22 protein-coding genes are annotated in these 26,851 nt (G+C 43.5%); 9 read left to right on the top strand and 13 right to left on the bottom strand.

What is annotated here, in order from left to right; all coding sequences use genetic code 11:
- Positions 1–133 precede the first annotated feature (133 nt).
- The 4 genes from map to AAEU32_RS00670 all read left to right on the top strand — a co-directional run bounded on the left by map (position 134) and on the right by AAEU32_RS00670 (position 5,595).
- Positions 134–922, top strand: a complete 789-nt coding sequence (gene map, locus AAEU32_RS00655; protein WP_421968615.1) for a type I methionyl aminopeptidase — start codon at positions 134–136, stop codon at positions 920–922.
- A 15-nt stretch (positions 923–937) separates the two neighbouring features.
- The gene (gene glnD / locus AAEU32_RS00660) at positions 938–3,568 is read left to right on the top strand and encodes a [protein-PII] uridylyltransferase (RefSeq protein ID WP_421968616.1); all 2,631 of its coding nucleotides are present in this window, start codon (positions 938–940) and stop codon (positions 3,566–3,568) included.
- A gap of 22 nt (positions 3,569–3,590) precedes the next feature.
- Positions 3,591–4,415 carry a 2,3,4,5-tetrahydropyridine-2,6-dicarboxylate N-succinyltransferase gene (gene dapD, locus AAEU32_RS00665; protein ID WP_421968617.1) on the top strand — a complete coding sequence of 275 codons (825 nt, stop codon included), beginning with the start codon at positions 3,591–3,593 and terminating at the stop codon, positions 4,413–4,415.
- 130 nt (positions 4,416–4,545) lie between these two features.
- Positions 4,546–5,595, top strand: coding sequence for a S66 peptidase family protein (locus AAEU32_RS00670; protein ID WP_421968618.1), 1,050 nt, complete (start codon positions 4,546–4,548; stop codon positions 5,593–5,595).
- Positions 5,596–5,666: 71 nt separating this feature from the next.
- Here AAEU32_RS00670 and AAEU32_RS00675 read toward each other — a convergent pair whose 3' ends face one another.
- The 4 genes from AAEU32_RS00675 to AAEU32_RS00690 form a co-directional block, all read right to left on the bottom strand.
- Positions 5,667–5,792, bottom strand: coding sequence for a hypothetical protein (locus tag AAEU32_RS00675; RefSeq protein WP_421968619.1), 126 nt, complete (start codon positions 5,790–5,792; stop codon positions 5,667–5,669).
- 56 nt (positions 5,793–5,848) lie between these two features.
- The gene (locus AAEU32_RS00680) at positions 5,849–6,592 is read right to left on the bottom strand and encodes an HvfC family RiPP maturation protein (RefSeq protein WP_421968620.1); all 744 of its coding nucleotides are present in this window, start codon (positions 6,590–6,592) and stop codon (positions 5,849–5,851) included.
- A gap of 6 nt (positions 6,593–6,598) precedes the next feature.
- A complete protein-coding gene (locus tag AAEU32_RS00685) occupies positions 6,599–7,444 on the bottom strand; it encodes an HvfB family MNIO-type RiPP peptide maturase (protein WP_421968621.1) in 846 nt (281 codons plus the stop codon).
- A 66-nt stretch (positions 7,445–7,510) separates the two neighbouring features.
- Entirely contained in the window at positions 7,511–8,002 is a 492-nt protein-coding gene (locus tag AAEU32_RS00690; RefSeq protein ID WP_421968622.1) for an HvfA family oxazolone/thioamide-modified RiPP metallophore, read from the bottom strand.
- A gap of 185 nt (positions 8,003–8,187) precedes the next feature.
- Here AAEU32_RS00690 and AAEU32_RS00695 point away from each other — a divergent pair, with 185 nt between their 5' ends.
- Both AAEU32_RS00695 and AAEU32_RS00700 read left to right on the top strand, forming a co-directional pair.
- Entirely contained in the window at positions 8,188–9,153 is a 966-nt protein-coding gene (locus tag AAEU32_RS00695) for a tRNA-dihydrouridine synthase (protein ID WP_421968623.1), read from the top strand.
- Positions 9,154–9,521: 368 nt separating this feature from the next.
- Positions 9,522–9,884 (top strand): TraR/DksA C4-type zinc finger protein, encoded by a 363-nt coding sequence (locus AAEU32_RS00700; protein ID WP_421968624.1) that lies wholly within the window; start codon positions 9,522–9,524, stop codon positions 9,882–9,884.
- On the opposite strand, the gene AAEU32_RS00705 is transcribed toward AAEU32_RS00700, so the two are convergent.
- From AAEU32_RS00705 to AAEU32_RS00745, 9 genes are all read right to left on the bottom strand, one after another.
- Positions 9,865–10,848 (bottom strand): hypothetical protein, encoded by a 984-nt coding sequence (locus AAEU32_RS00705; RefSeq protein WP_421968625.1) that lies wholly within the window; start codon positions 10,846–10,848, stop codon positions 9,865–9,867. The two genes, AAEU32_RS00700 and AAEU32_RS00705, sit on opposite strands and share 20 nt — an antisense overlap.
- A 186-nt stretch (positions 10,849–11,034) precedes the next feature.
- Entirely contained in the window at positions 11,035–12,300 is a 1,266-nt protein-coding gene (locus AAEU32_RS00710; RefSeq protein ID WP_421968626.1) for a tetratricopeptide repeat protein, read from the bottom strand.
- Positions 12,301–12,313: 13 nt separating this feature from the next.
- Positions 12,314–12,931 (bottom strand): energy transducer TonB, encoded by a 618-nt coding sequence (locus AAEU32_RS00715; RefSeq protein ID WP_421968627.1) that lies wholly within the window; start codon positions 12,929–12,931, stop codon positions 12,314–12,316.
- The gene (locus AAEU32_RS00720) at positions 12,931–13,332 is read right to left on the bottom strand and encodes an ExbD/TolR family protein (RefSeq protein WP_421968628.1); all 402 of its coding nucleotides are present in this window, start codon (positions 13,330–13,332) and stop codon (positions 12,931–12,933) included. The genes AAEU32_RS00715 and AAEU32_RS00720 overlap by 1 nt, the downstream gene beginning before the upstream one ends.
- Before the next feature lie 14 nt (positions 13,333–13,346).
- On the bottom strand, positions 13,347–13,871 hold the full coding sequence (locus AAEU32_RS00725; RefSeq protein WP_421968629.1) for a MotA/TolQ/ExbB proton channel family protein: 525 nt from the start codon (positions 13,869–13,871) through the stop codon (positions 13,347–13,349).
- Positions 13,871–15,235 (bottom strand): MotA/TolQ/ExbB proton channel family protein, encoded by a 1,365-nt coding sequence (locus tag AAEU32_RS00730; protein ID WP_421968630.1) that lies wholly within the window; start codon positions 15,233–15,235, stop codon positions 13,871–13,873. Before AAEU32_RS00730 ends, AAEU32_RS00725 begins: the two co-directional genes overlap by 1 nt.
- Positions 15,236–15,241: 6 nt before the next feature.
- On the bottom strand, positions 15,242–16,012 hold the full coding sequence (locus AAEU32_RS00735; RefSeq protein ID WP_421968631.1) for a DUF3450 domain-containing protein: 771 nt from the start codon (positions 16,010–16,012) through the stop codon (positions 15,242–15,244).
- A gap of 509 nt (positions 16,013–16,521) precedes the next feature.
- Positions 16,522–17,415 carry a class I SAM-dependent methyltransferase gene (locus AAEU32_RS00740; protein ID WP_421968632.1) on the bottom strand — a complete coding sequence of 298 codons (894 nt, stop codon included), beginning with the start codon at positions 17,413–17,415 and terminating at the stop codon, positions 16,522–16,524.
- Positions 17,416–17,472: 57 nt separating this feature from the next.
- Complete coding sequence (locus AAEU32_RS00745) at positions 17,473–20,052, bottom strand: TonB-dependent receptor (RefSeq protein ID WP_421968633.1); 2,580 nt, start codon at positions 20,050–20,052, stop codon at positions 17,473–17,475.
- 564 nt (positions 20,053–20,616) lie between these two features.
- Between AAEU32_RS00745 and AAEU32_RS00750 the strand changes: the two genes are divergently transcribed.
- From AAEU32_RS00750 to AAEU32_RS00760, 3 genes are all read left to right on the top strand, one after another.
- Positions 20,617–23,475, top strand: a complete 2,859-nt coding sequence (locus AAEU32_RS00750; RefSeq protein ID WP_421968634.1) for a TonB-dependent receptor domain-containing protein — start codon at positions 20,617–20,619, stop codon at positions 23,473–23,475.
- 62 nt (positions 23,476–23,537) lie between these two features.
- Complete coding sequence (locus tag AAEU32_RS00755) at positions 23,538–25,298, top strand: 2OG-Fe(II) oxygenase family protein (protein ID WP_421968635.1); 1,761 nt, start codon at positions 23,538–23,540, stop codon at positions 25,296–25,298.
- A gap of 1 nt (position 25,299) precedes the next feature.
- Positions 25,300–26,829 (top strand): tetratricopeptide repeat-containing sulfotransferase family protein, encoded by a 1,530-nt coding sequence (locus tag AAEU32_RS00760; protein ID WP_421968636.1) that lies wholly within the window; start codon positions 25,300–25,302, stop codon positions 26,827–26,829.
- Positions 26,830–26,851: the final 22 nt, after the last annotated feature.

Here is a 26,851-nt window from a genome sequence, read left to right on the forward strand (position 1 = left end):
ATTTGCTTACACAAGTGAAATGATTTTATTTGTAAAAAGACGGCGCGCTTTATACCATATTGGCGACTAAGACTCAATCTTTTGCACACAATTTGTGCGCAAATTACATTTAAAGAATCGAATTGGAGCATCAATGACTGCAGTGATCAAAACCCCAGAAGAAATCGAAAAAATGCGCGTAGCAGGCCGTTTGGCTGCCGAGGTACTGGAGATGATCGGGCCACATGTTAAACCTGGGGTGACCACTGATGAGCTCAACACCATTTGCCACGACTACATTGTGAATGAGCAAGATGCTATCCCGGCGCCTCTTAATTACCATGGCTTTCCGAAATCAATTTGTACATCAGTGAACCATGTTATTTGTCACGGTATTCCCAATGATAAGCCGCTAAAAGACGGCGACATCATTAACATCGACGTTACCGTTATTAAAGATGGATATCATGGTGACACATCAAAAATGTTTCATGTCGGCCAACCAAGCATTCAAGGCAAACGCCTGTGCGAAGTGACACAAGAAAGCCTGTATCTTGCCATTAAAATGGTGAAACCAGGGGTGCGTCTGGGTGATATTGGCGCAGCCATTCAAAAATATGCTGAAAGCTTTAGCTATTCAATTGTACGCGAGTACTGTGGTCATGGTATTGGTAAAGAATTCCATGAAGAACCACAAGTAATGCACTATGGCCGCCCTGGTACAGGTGAAACACTGCAAGCCGGTATGTGTTTAACGATTGAGCCGATGGTCAATGCGGGTAAACGCCAGTGTAAGTTACTCAAAGACGAGTGGACGGTAATCACCAAGGACCGCAGCTTGTCTGCACAATGGGAACACACCCTACTGGTTACCGACAATGGTGTAGAAATACTGACTCTGCGCAGTGATGAAGACTTACCCCGCGTGATTGAGCACAACTAATTAAAGGAAATTGCAGTGGCCCTACCGAATAAATTAAAAGACCTGCTTGAGCAGGCAAATGAATTGGAAGAGTACAAAGCCTGTAGTCAATATTTTTACAAATGGCTGAATAACCAATTTGATAAACAGCCGGTAGGTTCACTCATTCGAGCGCGCGCTGAATACATTGACCGCTTGTTAATTAAGTTATTTCACAGCTTTGGACTGGCTCAAAACCCCGATCTCGCTTTAGTCGCGGTTGGCGGCTACGGTCGAGGTGAATTACATCCTTATTCTGATATTGATTTTTTACTTCTGGTCAATGACGACCCATCAGAACAAGTGTGCGAGCAAATTGGCCAATTTGTAACGCGGTTGTGGGATCTCAACCTTGAGATTGGTCACAGCGTGCGCACGAGAGCTCAGGCGATTGAACAAAAGCGTGAAGACGTCAGTTTCGCCACAAGCCTGCTTGAAAGTCGTCTTATCTTTGGTAATCACATCGAATTTGAAAAACTCAAAGATCATATTATTCAGACGCCAGTTTGGGGTTCTGCGGAATTTTTTACTGCCAAACGTCAAGAACAAGACGTTCGTCACCGTAAGTGTCACGGCACCGCCTACAACCTAGAGCCAAACATCAAAGAAAACCCCGGTGGTCTGCGTGATTTGCAAACCATTATTTGGGTGGCCAAAAAGCACTTCCAAGCCGAAGCGCTCGAAGAGTTAATTAATCATGGATATCTAACCCATGAGGAATACCAAGAGTTACTCGAGTGTTTGGAAAATCTGTGGAACATACGATTTGCGCTTCACTTAGCAGCAGGTCGTAACGAAAATCGCTTATTGTTCGATTATCAGCCCCATGCCGCGGAGATACTCGGTTTTGGTAGCGATGGTAAAGCATCAGTCGAGCGCATGATGAAGCGCCTGTTTCGGATTATGAGTCGTGTACGCGAACTTAATCAGATGCTACTGACAAACTTTGAGCAGTCGATCATTCCTAAGAGCCAAGAGTTACAAGTTGTAGAGTTAGATCGAAATTTTGAACGCATTGGTCATCAAATTCGCGTAAAAAACCCTTCAGTGTTTTTTCGCCGTGATCAGCTACTGGTGTTGTTCGAGCACATTGCTGACAATCCTGAAATCACGCATATTCATCCAAGTACCATCAGGACAATGCGTCAGGTGCGTCGCCGCTTATTAGGCGACTTACAAGATTACGCGGGGTGTCGTGAAGCCTTCATGCGCTTGGTGAAACATCCTAATGGCATGGGCCGCGCATTTACTCTGATGCACAAACACGGCATGCTCGCCGCTTACCTACCGCAATGGCGTAACATCTTTGGGCAAATGCAGTTTGATTTGTTCCACGCTTACACGGTGGATGAACACACTCATAAGTTAATTAACAACATATATCAATATGGTGACAAGAGCCGCGCTCAGGAGTTTCCGTTGTGCAGCGAAATTTTAACGCGCATGGATAAACCTGAATTGCTGTATCTAGCAGCCATTTTCCACGACATTGCCAAAGGCCGAGGTGGCGACCATTCTGAGCTAGGTGCGGTAGATGCGCTTGCCTTTGCTCGCCTACATCAATTACCGACCTCTGACGGCAAACTCATTGCGTGGCTCGTTGAGAATCACCTACTGATGTCGGTCACTGCGCAACGTAAAGACATTAACGACCCTGATGTAATTAATGAATTCGCCACAAAGGTTAAAAATGAGCGTCAACTCGATTACCTTTACTGTCTAACCGTTGCTGATATTCGTGCCACCAACGATAACCTATGGAATGATTGGAAAAATACGCTGTTGCGCGAGTTGTATCTGCATACTCAACGTGCACTGCGTTTAGGGCTTGAGAATCCGATGGACATGCGCGACCAAATTCGCGACAAAAAGCACCAAGCTAAACAGCGCCTTATTAACCATGGTTTTGATGAGGCGCACATCGATTTATTGTGGGGACGACTCAAAGCAAACTATTTTACCGCATTTAGTGAGCAGCAAATCTCTTGGCACAGCGAGCACCTACTTGAGGCTGAGGATTTAACCCAAGCCAGTGTCGATGTTTCTGTGCAGCCGATGCACGGCGGTACTCAGGTTTTCGCTTATAGCCCGTACAGCTCGGGTCTATTTGCTCGTCTGGTAACGGTTATTGGCTCGAAAAAGGCACAAATACAACATGCGCAGGTTATGACGACCAAAGATGGTTACGTACTCTTTAGTTTCGTTATCCTAGAAGAAAACGGTGAGCCGTTGTCACAAAGCCGTTGTAATGGCATTCGTCGCGCATTAGAAATTACCTTACATGATCCGAAGAAGAAAATTCGTATCAAGAAAAATCGTTCACAACGATTTAAAGATTTCAATATCAAACCCAAGGTGGTCTTGCGTCCACATGCCCGTTCTGATCGCAGTCTAATTGAAATACAAGCAGTTGATATTCCTGGTTTATTAACCAAGATTGCAGAAGTATTTCAGCGTCATCAATTGCATATACACGCGGCTAGGATCACCACTGTTGGCGAGAGAGCTGAAGACTTTTTCGTAGTCTCAAATAATGAATACAAAGCGTTGACGGATGAACAACAAGTTAAAATCCATCAAGCGTTGAGGAAGAAACTAAATGCTGATAACGAGGCGGCCAACGCCTGATCAGCCAATAATAGAGGATACTATGGCAGACTTAAAATCTATCATCGAACAGGCTTGGGACAACCGAGATGCAATTACGCCAAGCACTGTTGAAGCGCATGTCAAAGACGCAATTATCGAGGTGTTAGAACGCCTTGATAAAGGTGATGCACGTGTGGCAGAGAAGATTTCTGGTGAGTGGGTTGTACATCAGTGGTTAAAAAAAGCAGTACTACTGTCTTTTCGTATTCGAGATAACCAACCAATTACAGATGGCGCAAACCAGTACTACGATAAAGTGCCGTTAAAATTCGCAGACTACACGCCAGAGCAATTCCAACAAGAAGGCATGCGTGTAGTCCCTAATGCGGTGGCGCGTAAGGGCAGCTATATCGGCAAAAACGTTGTACTGATGCCTTCATACACCAACATCGGTGCGTATGTTGATGACGGTACTATGGTCGACACGTGGGCGACCGTTGGCTCATGTGCTCAGATTGGTAAGAATGTTCATCTATCGGGTGGCGTAGGCATTGGTGGTGTTTTAGAGCCATTACAAGCGAATCCAACCATCATTGAGGATAACTGCTTTATCGGTGCTCGCTCTGAAATCGTCGAAGGCGTGATTGTCGAAGAAGGCGCCGTTATTTCAATGGGCGTGTACATTTCACAAAGCACACGCATTTATGACAGAGAGACAGGAAAAGTACACTATGGCCGCGTCCCTGCAGGCTCAGTTGTTGTGCCTGGCTCACTACCAAGCAAAGATGGCAGCCATAGCTTATATGCTGCGATCATCGTCAAAAAAGTTGATAAACAAACCCGTGAAAAAGTAGGTGTTAACGCCCTACTTCGTGGTATTGAATAAATCGCACATCACACCTTAGCCAAGCTCACTATGAGCTTGGCTGCTCGCCACAACGCTTATTCACCTATTCTATTTGAAATATTGTCCTCACTGCGTTACTGATAGTGAATACCGCTTGTGAGATAGATATATGAATAAACGGACCTTTTTAAAAACATGCTCATTGTTGGGGGCGAGTGTTTTGGCACACTCCACAGCCTACTCGAGCACGTCGCCAATGACATCAAAGCAACACATTATTAAGCCTAAAGCACTGCCAAGAGGCGGCTCCATCGGCATTGTAAGTCCATCTTCAGCAACCGCGCACCACAAAGACATTGTCCTAGCTAAGCAAATCATCGAGGCCCTCGGTTACAATGCACACGTTGCCAAAAATGTGATGCAGCGAAGGGGGCACCTAGCGGGCACAGATCAACAACGAGCCGACGATTTAAACACCCTTTTTGCCGACCCCAGCATCGATGCAATTTTCTGCTTACGCGGTGGCTCAGGTGCAGCGCGCATATTGCCACTGCTCAACTATCAAACCATCAAGCTCAATCCTAAACCACTGCTCGGCTATTCTGATATAACGGCGCTACACAATGCCATATTGGCACAAACTGGCATGATAAGCTTCCACGGTCCTAATGCATCGAGTGATTGGAATGGCTTCCATGTAGACCAATTTCAGCGCCTGTTTGAGCAACAACAACGCATGCGCTATCAAAATTTAGACAAGCAAGACGGTGAATTAGTCAATCGTGATTACTTTACCCAAACACTCACTCCGGGTGTGGCTAAAGGACGTCTAATAGGAGGCAACCTGACTGTGCTAACAGCATTAGCCGGCTCAGCGTATTTACCGGATTTTGACGGTGCGATTTTGTTCTTAGAAGACATTGGTGAGGCACCTTATCGCGTTGATCGCATGATGAGTACACTCAAACTGATGGGAGCGCTTGATAAAATAGCAGGCTTCGTATTTGGGGGTTGTAATGACTGTAACCCTGGTGCTGGCTACGGCTCGCTAAGTCTCGATGAAATATTCAATGATTACATACGACCACTCGGTATCCCCGCTTACACTGGGGCGATGATCGGCCACATTGAACGCCAGTTTATTTTGCCTGTTGGCGCAATGGTCACGCTTGATGCCAATAACAGAACGATGGTGCTTGAGGAGTCAGTGTTTAGTTAGCAAGTTCAGGCTTGAGTAACGTATGTGAGATACAAAAAAGCCCCTTATCGGGGCCTATTTTTAGTTTGGGATTACGCTGAAATAGCGGTTGCCCAACCTAAGATTGCGTTAAGACAACCGATACCTGCAAATACCGCGATAAATGCTACGAAGTACTTGAAGTTGAAAGGGTCTTTAAAGTCACCTTTTTGTGCCATTGTAAATTACCTCTAAAACACGACAAAAAACGGCGCACATAATAATCTAATAATGGCTAGCAATCCAGCGTTAACACGATCCTGCGCTTTATCAATTCTTGTAAAATTTGCCTTGCCCCCTGCTGAATTTGCGCCAATTCAAACTGAGGCGCTTGCTTTTGCAACACCAAACACAAAGATTCAAAGTCAGTCCCTAAGTGGTGGGATAAGCTATCCAATAGCAGCGCGGTCATTGCGTTTAGCGCCAAGAATTGCACTTCTTCTTGTGTATCACGATACACACAAATATAACTGGGAGTCTCATCCGGGTTTTGTGGTTGATGATCTACAGATATTGTTTGCACAGGGTAGTGATAACAGACGACTTGCGCACAATCGCTAACATAAAGTGACTCTTTCTCAACATTAAAAACTGGCTTGAACTGTGTGTTTAACTTTGCCGTAGCAACGCATAGCTCCACCCATTCATAATGCGCCAACTCGAGTAAAAATGGAGGGTCACTCTGTATTGGCTCATACTCTTGCGCTAAAAATGTCACAAACTCTTTTGATATATCCACAAAATATGGTGACTCAGCCTGATGTTGGGCAAAAAATTTACGTGCTAACGCCAGCCATGCCTGCTCGTCGTAAATACTGCGTAACACGGGAAAGCCACTTTCAAGAAAACTATTTACGTTATTGAAAAACAGCTCGCGATAAATTTTCATGCGTCTATCTTCAATGCCTTCAGGAAGCGAATTATTTTCAGGGTCTCGTATGTGAGCACTAAATTGCGCCTGGACGTCTTTAAACTGCATAAAAATCTAAGCTCTTTGCTGCTCAATTAAAAAAGGACGCTGTAGAGAGTGAATCATATCTATCTCGCGTAACAGCTCATGCATCGGAGGAATATTAAAGTCACGCTCTAACAAAGTAGGATGTACACCATGATGTTCATAAGCACTTGTCAGCAGCTGCCATACAGGATCTATCACATCAGCGCCGTGAGTATCTACGATTAAATCTTGGGCCTCGTTGTAGTGTCCCGCCACATGCATGTAGGCAATTCGCTCAGTTGGCAATGCCTGCAAGAATGCGTGCGCATCATAGCCATGATTAACTGAATTGACATAGATGTTGTTCACATCAAGCAAAAGTTGGCAATCTGCCTCCGCCAATACATTTTGAGTAAACTCAAGCTCACTCATTTGCTGGCCAGGGGCTGCGTAATAAGACACGTTTTCGATAATCAATGGGCGCTCCAGAATGTCCTGAACTTGGCGTATTCTCTGAGCAACATACTTTACCGACTCTTGGGTAAAAGGAATTGGCATGAGGTCGTACATATGTCCGTCGGCGGAGCAGTAGCTTAAATGTTCGCTATACATACGAATATTATGTTCATCAAAAAATTGCTTCAGCGCCTTAATAAAGTCGATATCTAATGGATCGGGCGAACCGATAGACAAAGACAAGCCGTGGCATACGAAGGGATGTCGCTCACTTAACGCCTTAAACTGCTTTGCCAGCTTGCCACCAAAAGGTAGCCAGTTCTCAGGGGCAACCTCCATAAAGCCTATTTGCTCAGGAATATGATTGAGCATATCTGGCAACATTTCTCTGCGTAATCCCAAGCCTACATTTGCAACGTCGTATTTATTTGCCTGCATAGAGACCTCCTAAAAGACACAAGCCGCATCAGGCGGCTTGTATTAGATGGCTTAATTAACAGTTAATTAAGCGTTGTGGCCGCCACATTTGCCTTCTTTTTCAGCTTTTTTGCCTTCGCCACATTTACCTTCGCCACACTTGCCTTCTTTGTGTGCTTTTTTGGCTTCACCACATTTGCCTTCGCCACACTTACCTTCTTTGTGCGCTTTTTTGGCTTCGCCACATTTACCTTCACCACACTTACCTTCTTTGTGCGCTTTTTTGGCTTCGCCGCATTTACCTTCACCGCATTTGCCTTCGCCACACTTGCCTTCTTTTTCCGCTTTTTTGGCTTCGCCGCACTTGCCTTCACCACATTTGCCTTCTTTCTCGGCTTTTTTGCCTTCGCCGCACTTGCCTTCACCGCATTTGCCTTCACCGGCATCTAGCTGGTAACCAGCTACCATGTCTTGCATTGCAAATGGATTTGCTTGTACGTCAGTAGAAGTTAACGATGCGCCGCTTACTACAACTGCACCAAGGGTTAACGCGATCGAATTTTTTTTCAATGTATTCATTTTTTGCTCTCTGTGTTAGTAGCTTTCAAAACAAGGAGACCTTGCACATGAAGAAATCCTTTCACTGCTATTGGAATTTTTTCCATAAAAAAGATCACTGACCTAAATATGACCTGATAATGTTATTTTATCAATACCTTGGTTCAGGTTAGAATACGCCGCCCCGAGATTGCAATAGGTCAAATATGAAATTAGTTTTAGCCCCCATGGAAGGTGTTGTGGACTTTAAAATGCGCCAACTACTCACTGACATTGGTGGTTTTAACCTATGTGTTACCGAATTTGTACGCGTAGTGGAACAGCGTCTACCTAGGCGTGTTTTTATGCGCTATTGTCCAGAATTATTGAATAACGGATACACTCGCTCAGGGACTCCCGTCAGAATTCAACTGTTAGGACAACATCCGCAATACCTCGCAGAAAATGCCGTAAAAGCCGTTGCTCTGGGCTCGCATGGGGTGGACTTAAACTTTGGCTGCCCTGCCAAGACCGTGAATAAAAGTAAAGGCGGTGCAGTCTTACTCAAAGAGCCAGAGCAAATCTATCATATTGTAAAAGCAGTTAGAGACGCGGTAGACGAGTCACACATCGTCAGTGCAAAAGTACGCTTGGGTTTTGATGATAGCACGCGTAGCGAAGAAATCTTTGACGCCGTAGTTCAAGCAAAAGCAAACAGTATCGCTATTCATGCTCGTACCAAAAAGGATGGGTATCGTCCCCCTGCCTACTGGGACAAAATAGCCCCTCTTGTGGCAAAAAATGCACCCATTGAAATTGTCGCTAATGGAGAAATATGGGACTTGGATGACGCTATCAATGCGCGAACGCAAAGTGGCTGTAAGCATATTATGCTTGGTCGAGGCGCCTTAGCTATGCCTGACCTAGCCGCGTGGATAAAGGCATCTGATAATTCACGGGAGCATATCAAACTGTCGTGGCAAGATATTCTCTATCACATCGTTCACTCCTCCATGCACGATGATGAAATGATGTCTAAACGCTATTTTGCTAATCGCACTAAACAGTGGTTAGGCTATTTAAAGCGCACCTATACGCAGGCTAACGCATTGTTTGATGATATTCGCCGCCTTCATGACAAAGATGAGGTACTTAGCGTCTTGCAGCAGCATGCCGAACAAAGCCCTAACTAAGGCCTGTTTATCTTTATTGTTTATTTTTACGCCAGTCATTGAGGTGTGTTAACAAGACAAAGCCCGCATCGCTGTGTGACTCTCGGCAATTTACGCGATAACCCAATGAAAATAGCCTAGTGATGCTTCTCAAAGGGTTCAATCAAAGGGGTGCACTACGTTGTTAATGGTCATAAGCTGAGTTGACCGTGCAAAATAACCCATTCCTAGCGTTGAAAACCTTTGGTTTGAACAAAATTCTTACCTCCAACGGTCAACACGCGCTAGCACATCAACTGCAAATTTATGACCTTTAATTGATCATGGTCATGTCATAAGCATGCGATCACCGCCACAATATAGGTAAGTGAGTTTGATTGGATTACAATATGAGTACTGAGACTCTGGACTTTGAAGAACAAGTGGCGCTGCAGCTCGCACAGGTTCGAGAAGAGTTATTAAATCGATTACGTTACTCTAACGTTGTTCATGACAATAAGTTGTTCGCGCTTCTAAATGAGCACCCTGAATCAGATTGGGTGGCACACCTTAGAGACTACAGTGGCCCGAACTACAAAGAGCTTGTTGATAAACTTGAGCGACTAGAAGCGACTCAATGCCAGTTTGATCTGGGACTATTCGGTTTTTGCAGTGATTGTGAGGAGCCTATAGAGGACACACGTCTAGAGCACGATGTTACGGTGCAACGCTGCCAACATTGCGAGTCGCAGCTCAAATCTCGCGCACAATAAATGCGTAGATAAAACTTTGTCCAGGATTGCGTAGTACCTTATCTAACAGCTGTTGCGCTATGGGCTGCGCAATACCCCGTTGTGCCATCAGGTTAAAAACCAGTTCTTCATCCCACATTTGCGCATGAACCCCGAGATCGAGTTCCATCCAAATGAGCGCCATTTTCTTTTGCTCTGAGCTCAAATTCTGTAATTTTGCCCACCCTTTTAGATCAGCAAAACCTTGTCTCCAATCTAGATCACTCGCCAATTCATTTGTTCTAGGCTCAGGCAAAGCAGCCACTAGCTCTGACTCGTAACTCTTCAGTTGTGACTGAATTGCGGTTAACCACTGAATCGGTGAGTGCACATCATTACTGTAATAATTTAGTTTTGTTTGTAGCCAATCCCCCCCATTAGGTAATTGAGATAAGCCAAGCTGATTTCGCGGTACATACGTTGCTAAATATTTTTGTAGTGATTGCACCGATGAAGTAAGTTCCTTCCTCATAGGTGAATCAGACAATACTGATAATTGATTGTTTATATGCGCCAACTCAATCTGATTAATAAAGATTTTACTGCGTTGCGCTTCCATCATCTTGTACTCGACAAAAGTAAGCCAACTAGCGAGCTCTGATTGCCACTGTGGTTCGCCTAGCCTTGTTAATAAGGGGGAGAGGTCAAAAAGCAAATGCCAAGGCTGATATCTTCTTACAAACCGCTCCTCGATAGTTAGGTAGTTTAGCGTTTGCAACTGGGCATCATTCAATGAATCAATATTCACGCGAGAGTAAATAGTATGGCGGGCTTTTAAATAAGGTTCGGAATAGGGCCAAAATACCTCAGCAGTATTAGCATTCCCAACTAGAACAGCATTCAAGGCCTTTATCTCATCTAACGCTTTCTCAGCAGGGTATTGCGGCTCTTGAGAACATGAGCAAAGAAGCAGTAAAGTGCATAGCGAAATAGTAAATTTAGTCATTGAGCTCTCAAAGTGGCCATTAGTGCAGGACGTGGGCGATGATTATAACGAGTGACAATTTTATCTGCAAAGCATCATTCATAGTGGATAAACGACTAGCCGAGTGGATATAACTTGTAGACCCTACTCTTTTTGAGACAACAAAAAAGCCCCTTACGGGGCTTTTCATGACCAAAAAGTTGGCTATTAAAGACTTACACCATTACGCTGTGCTTTGTCTTTAATAAATGTTTTCCAACTGCGAGCAAACTTACGCGTGCTCGGGTCTTCCGCTGCCTTTGTAATAGCAGCATAGGCTTGCTTGTACTTCTCTTGTTGAAGGTAAGCTTCTGCTAAATCAGAGTAAATCGTCCCTTTTTTGTCTGATCCTAGGTCAAGCGCTTTGTTTAAAAGAGTTACAGCTTTATCAAACTGCTGCTCCTGTAAACGTAAAGAGCCTGCCTTACGATATAGCTCTGCATCGTCGTCAAACTTAGCCGCTTCTTCGTAGTATTTAGCTGCCGTCTTAATGTTTTTCGCATTATGGTAGTAGCTACCTACTGCAGTTAAGTTTTGCTTAGTACGCTCAACTTTACCATCATTCATCGCCTTTTCCATATGGAAACCGGCTTTGTATGGTACACCTACAAAAGAATATAGCTGTGCAAGAACCTTAAAATCTGTTTCTGATTCAAGGTAACCGTTATCGTAAGCGATATCCATGATAGTAAGACCTTTTGCATAGTCTTCTACCTGCATATAGAAGCGGCCTAAGTTAGTCCAAGACTTCTTGTCTTCAGGCCAACTTTTAACCATTCGCTCACCAACTTTAACTACGTTCTGAAAATCTTTTGTCTCGTAGTAAGCACCCATGAGTAGCGAGAAAGGAGCCTTCTGAGGTTCTTTATTCGCATTAATCTGGATAGCCTTTTCAGCTGGCTCAACAACGTCTTTGAACAGACCTAGCTCGTAGTTTGCTTGCGCAATACGCGTGTACACTGTTGCATCTTCTTCACCTGTGAAGTCCATCCAACTGATGTACGCCTGTTTCGCTTCTTTGTACTTTTTGGTATTCGCCAACAAGTCACCTAGAAGCTTCATAGACTGCTCTTGGTCACCAAAGTTAAGTACATCAGGTTTAATCGCATCACGAATGTGCTTGATTGCCAAATCAAAGTTGTCCTTCTGCGCATAAAGCTGACCTAAATAGCGGTCAACTGTCGCTTTGTCGAACTTATCTGATGGTTCAAGCTCTTTCATAATCGCAATAGCGCCGTCGATGTCTTCAGCTTCATAAAGCTCAAACGCTTTAACCACTTTTTTACCGACGCGCTCACCCATTACTTTTGTTTTGGCGTTCTTGCGCTTTTCAATCTCTTCGTAGTTAGGCGCAGCGACAGCTGATGTGCTGACCACTGTGCCCGACAAAGAAATAAGCAGAGCGAGTGCAGTAACTTTAGATAGATTTTTCATCTCTACACTCTCCTTACTGATCTTGGTTCAGTTTAAAGTCAAGCTGAACTGTGATGCCAGGCTGTTTAACCGGCTTGCCATCCACAACTTTAGGCTTGTACTTCCACTTACGCAGTGCGCGCTTTGCTTCGCGGTCGAAGATACGTTTAGGCTCTGCATCGATTACCTCAACGTCGTCTACTCCACCAAGCTCATTGATAGTGAATGAAAGTTGTACCCAACCTTCTTTACCATCACGTGCAGCTTGCACTGGGTATTTAGGTTCAATTCGAACAAGAGGTGTCGCGTCACCATCTCGACCAAATGCACCTGGGCCACTTAGACCACCGGCAGAACCACCCACATTTACACTAGGCATGTTGAACCCTAATGCGCCAGGATTAGCATTGCTAGTATCCGGCTGTGGCGGCTGCGGCTTTGGCGGCTGCTTAGGCGGTGGCGGCGGCGGAGGCGGAACACGCTTACGCTGCTGCACCTTGGATTCAGGTGGATTCGTCATAATTTCGACAACGATCTTCTCTTTCTCGTCAGCGGCGCGCCCATCTCCAGAAGAGATGAGGTACGCCATGAAAAAGAATAAGCCGAAAGTAACTGCCCCACCTGCAATCAGTGAAAACAGAAAACGAATCATTACTTATCTCCAGCGATAGATATCTTATCGATACCCGCAGCTTTAATTTGGTCCATAACCTTAACAACTACACCGTGCTTGGCTTCTTTATCCGCTTGGATAATTACCACCTCAGTTGGTTGTTCAGCTAATAGACGTTCGATGTTAGCAGCAACGCGCTCGGCATCTACCTGACGCTTGTCCATCCAAATCTCACCATTAGAGCGAATAGCGATGAAGATATTTGCATTCTTCTGTTTAGTCGCTTGTGCTGCTTCTGGCTTGTTTACATCAATACCAGCTTCTTTAACGAACGATGTAGTTACGATAAAGAAGATAAGCATGATGAATACGATGTCGAGCATCGGCGTCATATCGACGGCTGCTTCTTCTTGTTCACGAAAACGCTGTTTACGTGCCATAGTCAAATCTCTCTCTAGTGATGAGGCAAGCTATCAATAAGCTTTTCTTTAGCCATTCTTGCACGTGCTTCTAGACGTGTACTAAAGAATACACCTGATAGTGCCGCAACCATTCCAGCCATTGTTGGGATTGTTGCCATTGAAATACCTGATGCCATTAATCGAGGGTTACCTGTACCTTGAGTAGCCATGGTTTCGAAAACCGCGATCATACCCGTTACTGTACCTAGTAGACCAATCAAAGGACATACAGCTACCAATGTCTTAATCAACAACATGCGCTCATCTAATTTTTCAGACGCTTCAGAAATCCATGCATCGCGGATTCTGTGTGCGAACCAAGACGTAGTGTCTTGGCGGGCGTCCCACCTAGCTACAATTCCCTTCTTCATTTTCGGAAATTCAGCAAGTAGGAACCAATAGCGCTCAATCATTAATACCCACATGACGAAGAGTGCTATCGCGACCACGTATAAAACCTGGCCGCCTGTGCCAACAAAATCCCTGATAGATTCCCAAATCTCCATCAGGACTAGCATTAGGCTTTCTCCTTCTCCGCGTGAGCAGCTACGATACCAGCACTTTGCTCATCAAGAATGTGGATGATTGATTTACTTTTACCCGCAACAACAGCGTGAACTAGGATTAGCGGAAGTGCCGCAATTAGACCTAGAGCGGTAGTTACAAGAGCCATTGAGATTGAACCAGCCATGATCTTAGGATCACCAGTACCGAATAGAGTGATCTGCTGGAACGTGTTGATCATACCAACAACTGTACCTAGAAGACCTAGTAGTGGTGCGATAGCTGCCAAAATCTTGATGATGTTGATACCCATCTCGATGCGTGGCGTTTCACGAAGAATCGCTTCATCAAGTTTAAGCTCAAGGTTTTCAACGTCTTGATTCTTGTTGTCGTGGTAGACTTTAAGGATACGACCAAGCGGGTTACCTTCTGAAGGTGCGCTTGTGTTCTTAAGCTGGCTCTTGATTTTGCCTGCAGTGATTGTTAGGTCAACTAGACGAACAATCGCAATTAGGAAACCAACAATTAGAAGCACAGCGATGATGTAACCAACTTCTTCACCTTGGTGGAAACGCTCTTCAACAGTCGCTTTCTGTGTGTTTAGACGAAGGATTGAACCACGAGTAGGGTCAACATAGAAACCAGTGTACGCGTCCGCAGAAGTGTTGATTAGATCACTTGCTGTGTTTAGAACGTAACCGTCTGGCTGACGACCAAGTGGTTGAATTGACTGCGTGTCACCTGAGTAGATTAGGTAACCGTCGTCTGTGATAAGGTTAAAGTTACCGATACGAGTTACTTTCTTAGTAGAAGTAGCGCCGTCTAGCTCAGCAACTTCAGCGTCAAATGTTGACACCTTTGCAGACTCTGTCATTTCAGTTTGAAGTGCAATCCAAAGATCTTCTAGCTCACGTGTAGTTGGAAGCTCTTTCGCTGCCGCTAGTGAACGAAGGATCTCTGCACGTCCTGGCTTTTCAGCACTTACTAGTGACGCTTCGATTGAACCAATTGTTTCTTGTGCTGCACGACGTACAACACCGAACATCTCACCTAGCGTACCTTTTGCATTTTCAAGTGCAGTTTCTTTTTCAGCTAGTGTGATTTCGTTCTGAGCATACTCTTTTTGAAGACGGTCACCACGTGCTTTCTCAGCAGCTAGTTCACGCTTTGCAGTGTTAAGTAATGCTTGTTTATCTGCACGCTCAGCAAGGAACTCTTGCTCACGTTGCTTGTTTAGTTTGCCTTCAGAGATACGCTCTTGCTTCACTTGTTCAAGGATCTGGTCTAGAACCTGAGTGTTTGCGTGAGCATTTAGCGCAGCACCAGCAGAAACAGAAAGTACTGCTGCAACAGCAAAACCTTTAAATAGTTTCTTCATTATCTATTACTCCGCGCCGAAGATTGGTAGTTTAACAAGATCCGGAGCCGCTTGCTTACGCGCCATACGGATAGTTTCTTTGATAGGCTTCAAGAATTCGTCACCTAACGCTTCCCACTGCTTAGTGTTGTTGTTCCACAACCAAGCATTCTTCTGGTCGAAAGACTGTGCAACATATGCAACACGGCCAAGACGCGCGAAGTCAACGTTAACATCACGACCGTCGATGTTTAGGCTACCAGTGTTAGCAACCATAGTCGTGCTGTAGTCTTTTTCAATCATGTACGCTTCAAGTACCTGACGGAACTTTTCAGAAGTAGTGATTGACGCGTTTGTCATGATGTCGCGTAGGTTTTCTACACGCTCAAGACGCTCTTCAGTGTCAAACGGAACGTCCGCTTTGATGAATTGCTCAAGCGTATCGATCATGCGATACATCAAAGGCACAACGTTTTGTTTAGTTTTATCGATACCAGCAATCTGACGCTCTAGAGACTCGATTTGAGCATTCTGGTCGTCAACAAGACGCTGAACGTGGTCGTTATAGACCTTCATGATTTCAGTTTCATCTACTGTCGAACGGTAATCAGCGATTAACTCGATAGTTTGACCATAGATGTTATCGACTTTAGTTTGAGACTTAACAGCAGCCGTTTGAATAGTTGCACCAGCTTTGTGCAATTCATTCAAAGGATCTGCCATCACATTGTTGCTTGCTAGTGCAGCTGCGCCAACCAACGCAGAAGCTACAAGACTCTTTCTGATTTTAACAGACATAGTTCCCAACCAATTAAGTAATGTTACTTTTTGAATTTTAATTAACCCACTAGGATGTGAGCCAACCTAGGTATCTTTCTAGTGATACCAACTTGCCAATAATGCTAAAAGGTTCCAGTGCTGTCAACTCGATGTTTATCGCAAATTCCCTTGCTTTCGTCTTGTTTTCTCTACTGAAACAAAAAATTAACATTATAAGACTACTTATCCCCCGCTCTGTGTGCCGTGCGTACTATTTTGGAAATAAAAAGTTAATTTTATTGAAGTTAGTGTTGTTTACTATTTTTCACTTGAATTAAAGCAAACAAATTAAAATTTATTGGTGTTTGATGCTCTATTGGTGATTGAACTCTCGATAAAAACCGCACTCAGCTCAGCCTTTTTTTAAGCAGTTGTAGATAGTTTCTAGCGACTATTCATTGAGTTGAGATTGGATTTTTCCTTTTAGAAACCAAGGATACCCTCAATAAGCAAACAAGTTCTCCCACAAACTTGTATTTCATTTGGCCCTAAAGCTTTTTGATATAAATATGTATACCAAATCGAGCGCCATCGACTTCCACTGGGGTCACTTCAAAATGTGTATTAATGAAATTGCCAAGTAATACCTTCAATTCTTCAGTGTTTAATGCCACTTTTATTTGTTGATGTAATCTACTTACCGTTTGCTCAAGATTTGACGCTAATTTATCTAATAACAACACTTGATTCTGCTTTTGAGCGTCAACCAAGTTCATAAAACTCTTTTTAATGTCTTCTAACCAAGAGTTTCCTGCAAGTTCGCTACTTATGCTGTTAAAGGTTGCGTCTAAATAATCATAGATCTGTTGCGATGCAGCGTTTTCACAGAACCTTTGATAAAGCCATAAAAACAGTCCTGAATTAAACACAGCCTCAATCGCTCTAATCCCAGATGCCGAATCAACGCTAATTGCGGAGTCTTTTGAGTGCACAAGAAAATTAATAGTCCCGTTTGGCTTTACAAGCTCAAGTAACTTTCCCACTAAGCTCTCGTCAAATCCCGCATATTCGACGCCAAATTGACTTACAAGATGGTTAAATGCCATTTTTTCATATGGAAGCGCGTCTAAACTATAACCCAAAGTCCATGTTATAGACTCAAACTCCTCGAAAGCATTACCCACATCTGACAAATCAATTTCAACTATATCTGTTGCATGAATATCCAGTGCACGTGGCGTTTGCGCACATTCGTTTGCGATCAATAACGCCAGAGCTCCCTTACCACAAGCAATATCAAGAACAGAATCTTCGTTATTGAAGTTTACTGCTACGCGTCGCCAAAAGCGCTCGATAGTCTCCGGATAGCCATAACGCTGACCTTCACGGCCGAAACTCGAAACCATACTCGTCTGTTGCCAAAAGCTTTGCCAGTGCTTCATAAAATTTGCTCCAAAAAAAAGCGGCCAATGGCCGCTTAGATTAGTCTACAAGTTATATTAGAAAGTTTGCTTGTAGTTGAAGTATACGATTCGACCAAAACCGTTATATAGGTTGAAGTTGTAATCGCGGCCACCGAATGCGAATAAAGGCGGCTCTTTACCAAATGCGTTTTGTGAACCAAGAGTGAACTTGCCGTTCCAAGGTGCATTATAGCCAACTTGTAGGTCATGAGTTACCCATGAAGGGATATGACCTTCGCCTTGACCGTCATTGATATCTTCATACTGAGAACCGATAACGTTCATGTTCCAAGCGATGTCGAAATCAGCGATTGAGTATGAAGTTGCTAATGTTGCACGATACTCTGGTACACCTGGGTCTTTAACGAAGCTACGGCCACCATCTGTGCTGTAATCTTTGATCCAGCTGTAAGATAGGTTAGAGCGTAACGAGCCAGCATCACCGAAGTCAAATCGAGCTGACGCTTTGAAGTCGATACCACTAGTTTCTAGTGAACCATCGTTACCAAAACCACGTACCACTTCAGAAATCGCACCATTAGGAGCACGTTTCACAGTGAACGCAGGAGGTAGAGCATCGCCACGTAGTGTTGCATCGATGATAGTTTGAGAGCTGAACGCACGGATACGGTCAGTTACTTCAATATCGTAGTAGTCAATTTCGAAATCAAAGTTATCGTTAAGCGTGTATACAGCACCTAGTGAGATTGATTCTGATTTCTCTGATTGTAGATCTGGGTTAGAGATAACAACCGCATTGATTTGTGAGCTACAACCCGCCGCTTCACCAATTGCCGCACAGTGAAGATCATCACTTACCGAGTCAGCAGATTCTGCTGGCTGTTGTGTAAGGTCAGGTAGTGATGGAGCACGGAAACCTTCACCCCAAGATGCACGAAGAACTAGATCTTCAACACCGTCGTAGCGTACAGATACTTTTGGAGAGAAATCACTACCGTAGTCAGAGTAGTCATCGTAACGACCAGCAATGTTAAGCTCAAAAGTGTCAGCTAGAGGTACTAGTGCTTCGAAGAACGCAGAGCGAACTGAGCGGTCACCCGCTGCCGAACTACCAGAAGAACCACCTACTTGGCCTGCTTCAGATAGTGAATCGTAGTTATCCGCATAATCTTCTGTACGATATTCAAAGCCAACGAAACCTTGAATCATACCAGCAGACGTTTCCATCACGTCGAATGAAGCATTTGCGTAAACTTCTTCTTGGTTAAACTTACCAACACGAGAAGTTGTTACAGTCATTGCTTTACGAACAGCATCAGAAGCGCCGTATGGATCAGATAGGTCATACGTGCCGTCGTTGATGTACTGACGTGCTACGCCGCGAAGAACATAACCAGAACCGATGTTGTTACTTTCATTTAGTGTCTTACGAGCACCGAAATCAACAAACACGTTACCGATGTAACCTTCAGAACCAACAACGATGTCTTTTAGCTCACTTGTGAAGCTGTTATCACGGTTACCAAGAGCCGCAAAACGGTGCCAGAAGTCAAGAGGCTGTTGCTCTAGACCTAAAGATGCATCGTACAATGGGCTATCTGGGTTAGTTGGGTTGTTCGGGCTGTCGGCATCAATCTGCATGGTTGAGTCGAAAGCTGTAGTGTCAAGAGATGGTGCATAGCGACCAAATGACTTTGTTTGTGAAATATTGATATTTGAATACAAGTTCCAGTTATCATTGATTTCAAAACGTGCCTTCACGAATGCAGAACGGTTTTTAATTGACGCTTCGTCCGCAGATACTGATGCGAAGTTAAAGCCACAACGAGCACCGATGCGGTAGAAGTTTTCATTGCCTACGCCTTCACATGTCGCTTCTGGAGAGAAGAAATCAAAGTTTGAAGACTTTTCACCTTCTACAACTGAGAATGTTGTGAAGTTATTTGAATATACTGAACCACCTGGTGAATACCAAGGGAAGTCGCGTGCAAAGACGATGTCACGACCGCTCCAAGAAGCACCTGCTAGCACTGACGCATTGTCAGAAGAAGCACCAAAGACAACTGAACCATTTTCACGGTCGCCGCCTTCATGTTCAATAGTAGCACCACCTAGTTGAACTTCCGCGCCATTGAAATCTTTACGAGTGATAACGTTGATTACACCACCGATAGCATCAGAACCATATAGTGCAGATGCGCCATCAGTAAGAATTTCAACACGCTCGATAGCTGCTACTGGGATAGAGTTCAAGTCTTGGCTTGAACCAGTTAGAGTTGATTTAGGTAAACGACGACCATCAACTAGAACTAGTGTACGGTCTGAACCTAGACCGCGAAGGCTCACTGAAGACACACCCTGTGCTGAACTACCAGATTGAGGACGGAATGAACCTAGACTATTCACTGTTGTGTTACGTAGCAAGTCAGCTGCTGAAGCCTCACCGCTAAGTTCGATTGCTTGACGGTCGATAACTGTAACCGGAAGGTCACCAGCCATGTCTGTACGCTTGATGCGTGAACCTGTTACTTCAATACGTTCTACTTCTTCTGCACCTTCTTCAGCCGCGATAGCGTTTGCTGACATACCAGCAGTCGAAGCAGCACCAAAAACTAGTGCTAAACGCACTGATTTTGCGATTTTGCTGTTTAACATTGGATTCTCCCTGGGTCACATTTAGATGTGACTAATTATTTATTGTTGTGAACAACTAATTAGAAAATGTAACAACATACATTTCTTGGGAAGATACTAAACAATTTGAGAAACACAGGTCAACATCAAATTAACAACGAAACGATCAAAATCAACAACATAGAAACAATAAACCACAATAAGAAGCAATAAAAACAAATAAAAACAATAACATAAGTTAAGCAAAGCAGACATTTACGACTTTCGTAAATATTTTTAGAAACTTCATCAAATGCACTGTTTCCCTCCATTTAAATTAGTTAATAGCAATATCTCCCAACTCGTAATTAAATCTTTACAAGAAGAGTTTAAAATTTGTAAAAATACATCTTTCACAACTCATTTAGCGCCAAACCCCAAATTGTTACAAAAAGGTAAATAACACGACTAATTTAGTTAAATTATTGTTGACCAGAGTTTGTTTCGCTGTTTAAATTCTGTCTGCGAACTTAAATAAGACTTCGCAACAGGCGTAATCAAAATAAAAAATAATCTGTCACATTAACGTGACGCAGGGAGAATCCAATGTTAAACAGCAAAATCGCAAAATCAGTGCGTCTAGCGCTTGCTTTTGGTGCTGCTTCAACTGCTGGTATGTCAGCAAACGCTATCGCGGCTGAAGAAGGTGCAGAAGAAGTAGAACGTATCGAAGTAACAGGTTCACGCATCAAACGTGCAGATCTTGAAACAGCACAACCTGTAGCAATTATTGACCGTGCTTCATTAGAGGCAACAGGCCTTACTTCTGTAGGTGACTTCCTACAAACGCTTCCTATCGCAGGTTCGGCAATTAATACTACCTTCAACAACGGTGGTGACGGTTCAACTCGTATCGACTTACGTAACTTAGGTTCTAGCCGCGTGCTAGTTCTTGTAAACGGCCGTCGTTGGATTAACTCAGGCACAGGTGCTGACTCTTCAGTTGACCTAAATACCATTCCAACAACTGTTATCAAACGCATCGAAGTCCTTAAAGACGGCGCTGGCGCCGTATACGGTTCAGATGCAGTAGCAGGTGTTGTTAACATCATTACTCGTAAAGATTTCGAAGGTGTTGAAGCGACTGCATACATGGGTGAAAGCTCAGAAGGTGACGGTGCTCAAGAGCAATACGACTTCACTGTAGGTACAGCAACAGATAAAGGTCACGTTGCGCTAAATGTTTCTTACACCAAGCAAGAGCCAATCTGGGCCGGCGACCGTGAAATCTCAAACGTGCCACAATTTGGTACCGGTAACCGTTTAGGTTCTTCAGGTACTCCGCAAGGCCGTTTCTCTTTCGTAGACGGAACATCTGCTGACAACTACCGTGGTTTCGTTAACCACTCAGTAACTCAAGGCTTCCCTACAGATGGTACGGTTCCTAACACCCCATTTAACGCGGATGGCTCTGCTAATCCAGACAGCGATTTCACACCATTTTCTAACAATATTCGCTACAACTACGCACCAGTGAACTATCTTCTGACACCTCAGGATCGTTGGTCACTATACGCTACTGGTGGTTATGAGCTAGCTGACAATGTACGCATGAGTACAGATGTACTATACAACCACCGTGAATCAGCACAGTTCCTTGCTCCAATGCCTCTTTTCATTGGTCCTTGGGCAGGTGGTGCAGAAGCGCTTAACCCGACGGTCATTTCAGCTGAGAACATCTACAACCCATTCGGTTTCGATATTTTCGGTGAAGAACACATGAGCTACTACAACGGTGGTTTCATCGGTCGTCGAATGATCGAAAACGGCGGGCGTGAGTTCTCACAAAAAGTTGAGACTTGGAAGTTCAACTTAGGTTTTGACGGTTTTATTAACATCGCTGATGTAGATTGGGATTGGTCTGTACACTTCGGTTACGGTGACAACTCGTCAGTTCAAACTACCAAAGGTCGTCTGAACATGGTGCGTATCGCTCAAGCTCTAAGTGCAGATTGTAATACTGACTCAAGTTGTGTACCTCTAAACTTGTTTGGTGGCGAAGGCTCAATCACTCCAGAAATGCTTGATTACATCACTACAACTGAAACAAGCCAAGGTGGTAACAAACTTTGGAACTATGCGGCGAACATTTCAGGTTCACCTGTATCACTACCAGCGGGTGATTTAGGCATCGCAGCAGGTTACGAATACCGTCGTGAAGAAGGTTACAACCTTCCAGACTACCTAGTCCAAAGCGGTCAGTCATCAGGTGGTTCGATTCAGCCTACAGAAGGTACCTTCTCTGAGTCTTCATACCACTTAGAGGTAATCGCGCCTCTAGTTGCTGACGCACCAATGATGGAAAGCTTAGAACTATCAGCGGCTATCCGTTATACAGATATCGAAAACTCAGTCGGTTTCGAAAGTGACAATACATCGTACAGCGTTGGTCTAACGTGGCGTGTAAACGATGATTTGATGGCTCGTGCTAACTCTTCAACAGGTTTCCGCGCTCCTTCAATCAGTGATTTGTTCGGTGGTTTATCTGTAACATTCCCATCAGTAACGGATCCATGTAATGGTGGCGCTTGTGCTGACGTTCCACCAGCATATACTCAGCCTAACACACAGTTAGAAGCGCAAGTAGGTTCGAATGACTCACTAGAGCCAGAAGAATCAGAAAGCTTGTCATACGGTATCGTTTATGAACCTAGCTTCGTTGAAGGTCTAAACCTATCTGTTGATGTATGGGACATTGAAATCGAAAACGTCATTACTTCGGCTGGTTTCCAACAAGTACTAGACACTTGTTCAAACTATGCAGGTAAAGATTCTGATGATGCGAATCACCCAATTGCACCAAACTGTGATTCGTTACTAACACGTGCACCAAGTGGTGTTCCAGTAACGTTCATCAACCCACTGCTGAACTCTGGTAAGCTCGAAACAAATGGTGTTGACTTCGATATCATGTATGATTTCGAAACTAGCTTCGGTTCATTCAAAACAGTTCTTGATGCAACATATACTGATGTTTACCGTTTAGTTAACGATCAGGGTGTTGCGAGTTCAAACTACTCTGGCCGTAACCTAGGTGATGCTGGTTTCCCTCGCTGGAAGTCAAACTTCGACGTTACTTACATGCTTGATAACTTCTCATTTAACTACAACCTACAGTTAATTGGTAAGCAAATCGAAGATTGTGGTATCTCAAACGTGTCTACTGACACTTGGGCTTGTAGCGACCTAGACAATGACGAAAACAAACTAGGCACTACTGTTTATCACGATATTCAGGCAAGCTATATGCTAGAAGATATGAACACTCGTTTGACATTTGGTATTAAGAATTTGTTCGACAAAGTTCCACCAATCTCAACACAAGCGTTCGCAAACTCTTTCGATGCGAGTTTGTATGACCCAACAGGTCGTTTCTTCTACGGTCGCGTAACTGTTAAATTCTAATAGTTGCTAAAGATCTAAAAAGGCCGCATAAGCGGCCTTTTTTATATAGTCGGAGAGTTGAGATGAATCTAGATATCAGAAGTGTTGATTATCTAATTCAACAGGGTCAGTTAAAAGATGCATTAGCTGCTTTACATAATATAAAGCAAGGCTCTTTGGGAAATAGTGTGGATGTTGTCCATCGAGAATTTTTTCTCTACACAAGACTCAAAAAATATGAGCAAGTTATTGATTGTTTTAAAAAACTACCGGGTAATCTACAACAACAGGAAAATTACCTGCTGGTAATAATCGACTGTTGTCAAAAAGCCACGCAATTCGATACCGTTTTTCCTGTAGTCTCTGGGGTCATTAAGCGCTCAGGAAACCACAATCTAATTAATAAGTTAGGTTATAGCTTAATTAAGCGTGGTAAGTATCAAAGCGCAACTGAGTACTTTTCGTCAGTAATTAACTCTGGTTATTCAAGGCTTGCTAATTATATCGGACTTGCTGAGACTTATGCTAAACGTGGGCTGTATCAACAGGCTATAGAGACTTTGAGCAATCTCGATAAAGTTAGTGCACTTGATTACGTGTCTTTATATAACTTGGGCTTGTATACCAAGGAAATTGGTCAATACAGTGACGCTTTGCAGTATTTTGAAAGAGCTAAAGAAAAAGATAGAAAGCGTCATCATGCATATATTCAGCTTACTGGCACGCACCTTTTAATAGGCAATGTAAAAGGGGCTATTGCCTGCTTGGAAGAAGGGATAATGTATTGCGGTGCCCTCCCCGTTTTGACAAATGAATTAGCAAGGGTGAAGCTCGAATATAGGTATGACGCTCCCTATGCCAAATATTATGAAATAGGATTAGATAAACTATCAAAAGAACACTTCATTGGCTTTTTAAACCTCCTAGTTCATACAAAAGATTGGAATACTACCGAGCAGGTTTTGGACATTGCGAAATCAAAGTTCAAACATTCTGGTCCATGGCACTTGATAGAGTGTCAGCTTTGTTACGAAAGAGGTGAGTATGAAAATGGAATCTTAGCCCTTGAGAATACAAACGAAGGGTTCAGCGCAACAGAGAGAATGTGGCGAGCCAGGTGCAATATCGCAGTTGGTAATTATTCTGAAGCATTAAACGATACAGTAGAGTTGACAAAAGAGCACGCTCTTGATCAAGGGTATTGGTGTCTGCACGCAAGTGCATTAGAGCTGGCAGGCGCCACTGATTACGTAGGGCTTAATGACTTCGATGGATTAATCGATAGCTCTGCACTCCAAGGGTTTGATGCTAATGACAAGCTAGCAGATACTTTAATGGGTATTCATGAGATAGGCGCTCCACCTATTGGTCAGTCAGTAGTTGGGGGCACACAGACTCTGGGTAACATTCTTAACCTCGATAATGCTGTTATACAAGACTTTAAATCTAGCCTAATAGCCCACATACAAACTTATATCGCCAACTTACCTGAAAGCAAAGAACATCCAACAAGAAAATTTGCTGGTAGTGAATTTAAGTTTTCTGGTGCTTGGTCTGTATGTTTGAAAGACAACGGCTTTCATACAAGCCACTACCACAGCCGAGGTTGGATAAGTGGCGTTTATTATGTGGAAGTTCCTGAATTAACAGGGAATGAAGGAGCCTTGCACCTCGGTAAAATGGATCTCCAGGGAGTTAAATCTGAAGCGAAGGTGGAAATAACCCCAAAACAGGGCCATGTTGTATTGTTTCCATCCTATATGTGGCATGGAACAAATGTGTTAAAAAATGACAAACGCAGATTAACGATAGCGTTTGACCTACTGCCAATTTTTGAGAATTAGAATGACTTTAATAGACAAGAAACTACAAGAATTACAAATGCTGTTTAATAAAGGGGCTCACCAAAAATCAATAGAAGAATTAGAGCAATTAAGTGCTGAATACCCAAATGAGGGGAAGGTAATCTTACAGCTTGCCTTTAACCACTTTAAGCTTATGGATTGGCCAAAGGCAAACAACTACATAGAAAAGTTAGTGAGGCAGTTTGGTTCTCAAGAGTATTATCTCCATTGCGCCGTAGATTTTTATTTGCAGACTTCACAATACCTTAAGGCCATTCCTGTGCAAGAACGAATTTGTGAAGACAAAGGGGATCACAACCAAAAGCATAAGCTCGCGATGCTTTACATAAAGAGCTTCGCTCATGATAAGGCTCATGGGCTGTATAAAGAGATATTAGCTAATAAGCCAGATGATATATATGCTATCGGTGTTCTAGCCGATATAGAACACGGTGATGGGAATTTTTCACAAGCAATCGATTTATACAAACACATTCTTGATATCCAACCTAACAGTGCAACCGCACTTTATGGCATTGTAAAGTCGACAAAATTCAAAAATGTAGATACGCATATAGAAAAAATAGCGACACAAATTATTGAAAACGCTTTAGTCGGAGACGATCAAAAAATTGAAGCGCACATGGCGCTGGGAAAAATGTACGATGATTGCAATATGCACGACAAAGCCTGGCTGCATTGGAGTCAAGGTAATAGCCTTCAAAGTAAGCTCTTTCCTTATGATGGCAAGCAGGTTGATGAGCAAGTTAAATTAATTAAAGAATCGTTTACCAGCGAATTACTTTCTAAGTATCAGCACAAAGGTAATCAAGACGTATCCCCCATATTCATAGTAGGTATGCCTCGCAGTGGTACTACATTGTTGGAGCAAGTGCTTGAGCGAAGTGGCTGCATATGCGCAGCTGGAGAATCCCCTGCTCTTAATAAAGCTGTAAACGGACGACTGTATAATATTCGCTTCCCTCAAGATATAGGCTTGGCGCCAGCTAGCTTATTTGCGGATCTTGCGTCAGATTATCTCGATTATATTGCCAATTGCCATGTTGAAGGCAAGCTCAGAAGTGTCGATAAACTTCCAGGTAACTTCCTCTATTTAGGTCTACTCAAGTTAATGTTCCCAAATATGAAGGTCATTAACATGAAGCGCAATAAGCAAGATAATGCTCTATCAATATTTGCAAACATGTTTTCGAACCATATGACTTTCACTAATACCCTTGAGGGTATCGCTCACATGCAAGAGTTACATGATGACATGATGGAGCATTGGCAGGGTATTTTCTCTGACAATATACTTTCTTTGGATTACGAAGAATTTGTATCAAATTTTGAGACTCAAGCGAGAGAAGTGTTCGATTTCACAGGCTTGGAGTGGAATGATTCTGTTGTAGACTTTGTCAACAGTAAGAATAAAGTATTCACTCCCAGCTCCTATCAAGTAAGGCAAGGCATTAATACCAAAGCCATTAATCGCTCAGATCCTTATCTAAAAAAATTAGCTGAATGCTAAAGCAGCCTCACGGCTATTAATT

This window comes from Pseudoalteromonas maris, assembly GCF_049257235.1.
Classification (GTDB): domain Bacteria; phylum Pseudomonadota; class Gammaproteobacteria; order Enterobacterales; family Alteromonadaceae; genus Pseudoalteromonas.

Bases quoted from the DNA above. Each gene is read 5' to 3' on its own strand.
- map (WP_421968615.1), top strand. From the start codon at position 134: ATGACTGCAGTGATCAAAACCCCAGAAGAAATCGAAAAAATGCGCGTA.
- AAEU32_RS00705 (WP_421968625.1), bottom strand. From the start codon at position 10,848: ATGACTAAATTTACTATTTCGCTATGCACTTTACTGCTTCTTTGCTCA.
- AAEU32_RS00680 (WP_421968620.1), bottom strand. From the start codon at position 6,592: ATGCAGTTTAAAGACGTCCAGGCGCAATTTAGTGCTCACATACGAGAC.
- AAEU32_RS00715 (WP_421968627.1), bottom strand. From the start codon at position 12,931: ATGATTCGTTTTCTGTTTTCACTGATTGCAGGTGGGGCAGTTACTTTC.
- AAEU32_RS00720 (WP_421968628.1), bottom strand. From the start codon at position 13,332: ATGGCACGTAAACAGCGTTTTCGTGAACAAGAAGAAGCAGCCGTCGAT.
- AAEU32_RS00690 (WP_421968622.1), bottom strand. From the start codon at position 8,002: ATGAATACATTGAAAAAAAATTCGATCGCGTTAACCCTTGGTGCAGTT.
- AAEU32_RS00725 (WP_421968629.1), bottom strand. From the start codon at position 13,871: ATGCTAGTCCTGATGGAGATTTGGGAATCTATCAGGGATTTTGTTGGC.
- AAEU32_RS00685 (WP_421968621.1), bottom strand. From the start codon at position 7,444: ATGCAGGCAAATAAATACGACGTTGCAAATGTAGGCTTGGGATTACGC.
- AAEU32_RS00695 (WP_421968623.1), top strand. From the start codon at position 8,188: ATGAAATTAGTTTTAGCCCCCATGGAAGGTGTTGTGGACTTTAAAATG.
- AAEU32_RS00670 (WP_421968618.1), top strand. From the start codon at position 4,546: ATGAATAAACGGACCTTTTTAAAAACATGCTCATTGTTGGGGGCGAGT.
- AAEU32_RS00735 (WP_421968631.1), bottom strand. From the start codon at position 16,012: ATGTCTGTTAAAATCAGAAAGAGTCTTGTAGCTTCTGCGTTGGTTGGC.
- dapD (WP_421968617.1), top strand. From the start codon at position 3,591: ATGGCAGACTTAAAATCTATCATCGAACAGGCTTGGGACAACCGAGAT.
- AAEU32_RS00760 (WP_421968636.1), top strand. From the start codon at position 25,300: ATGACTTTAATAGACAAGAAACTACAAGAATTACAAATGCTGTTTAAT.
- AAEU32_RS00700 (WP_421968624.1), top strand. From the start codon at position 9,522: ATGAGTACTGAGACTCTGGACTTTGAAGAACAAGTGGCGCTGCAGCTC.
- AAEU32_RS00740 (WP_421968632.1), bottom strand. From the start codon at position 17,415: ATGAAGCACTGGCAAAGCTTTTGGCAACAGACGAGTATGGTTTCGAGT.
- AAEU32_RS00710 (WP_421968626.1), bottom strand. From the start codon at position 12,300: ATGAAAAATCTATCTAAAGTTACTGCACTCGCTCTGCTTATTTCTTTG.
- AAEU32_RS00745 (WP_421968633.1), bottom strand. From the start codon at position 20,052: ATGTTAAACAGCAAAATCGCAAAATCAGTGCGTTTAGCACTAGTTTTT.
- AAEU32_RS00750 (WP_421968634.1), top strand. From the start codon at position 20,617: ATGTTAAACAGCAAAATCGCAAAATCAGTGCGTCTAGCGCTTGCTTTT.
- AAEU32_RS00730 (WP_421968630.1), bottom strand. From the start codon at position 15,235: ATGAAGAAACTATTTAAAGGTTTTGCTGTTGCAGCAGTACTTTCTGTT.
- AAEU32_RS00755 (WP_421968635.1), top strand. From the start codon at position 23,538: ATGAATCTAGATATCAGAAGTGTTGATTATCTAATTCAACAGGGTCAG.
- AAEU32_RS00675 (WP_421968619.1), bottom strand. From the start codon at position 5,792: ATGGCACAAAAAGGTGACTTTAAAGACCCTTTCAACTTCAAGTACTTC.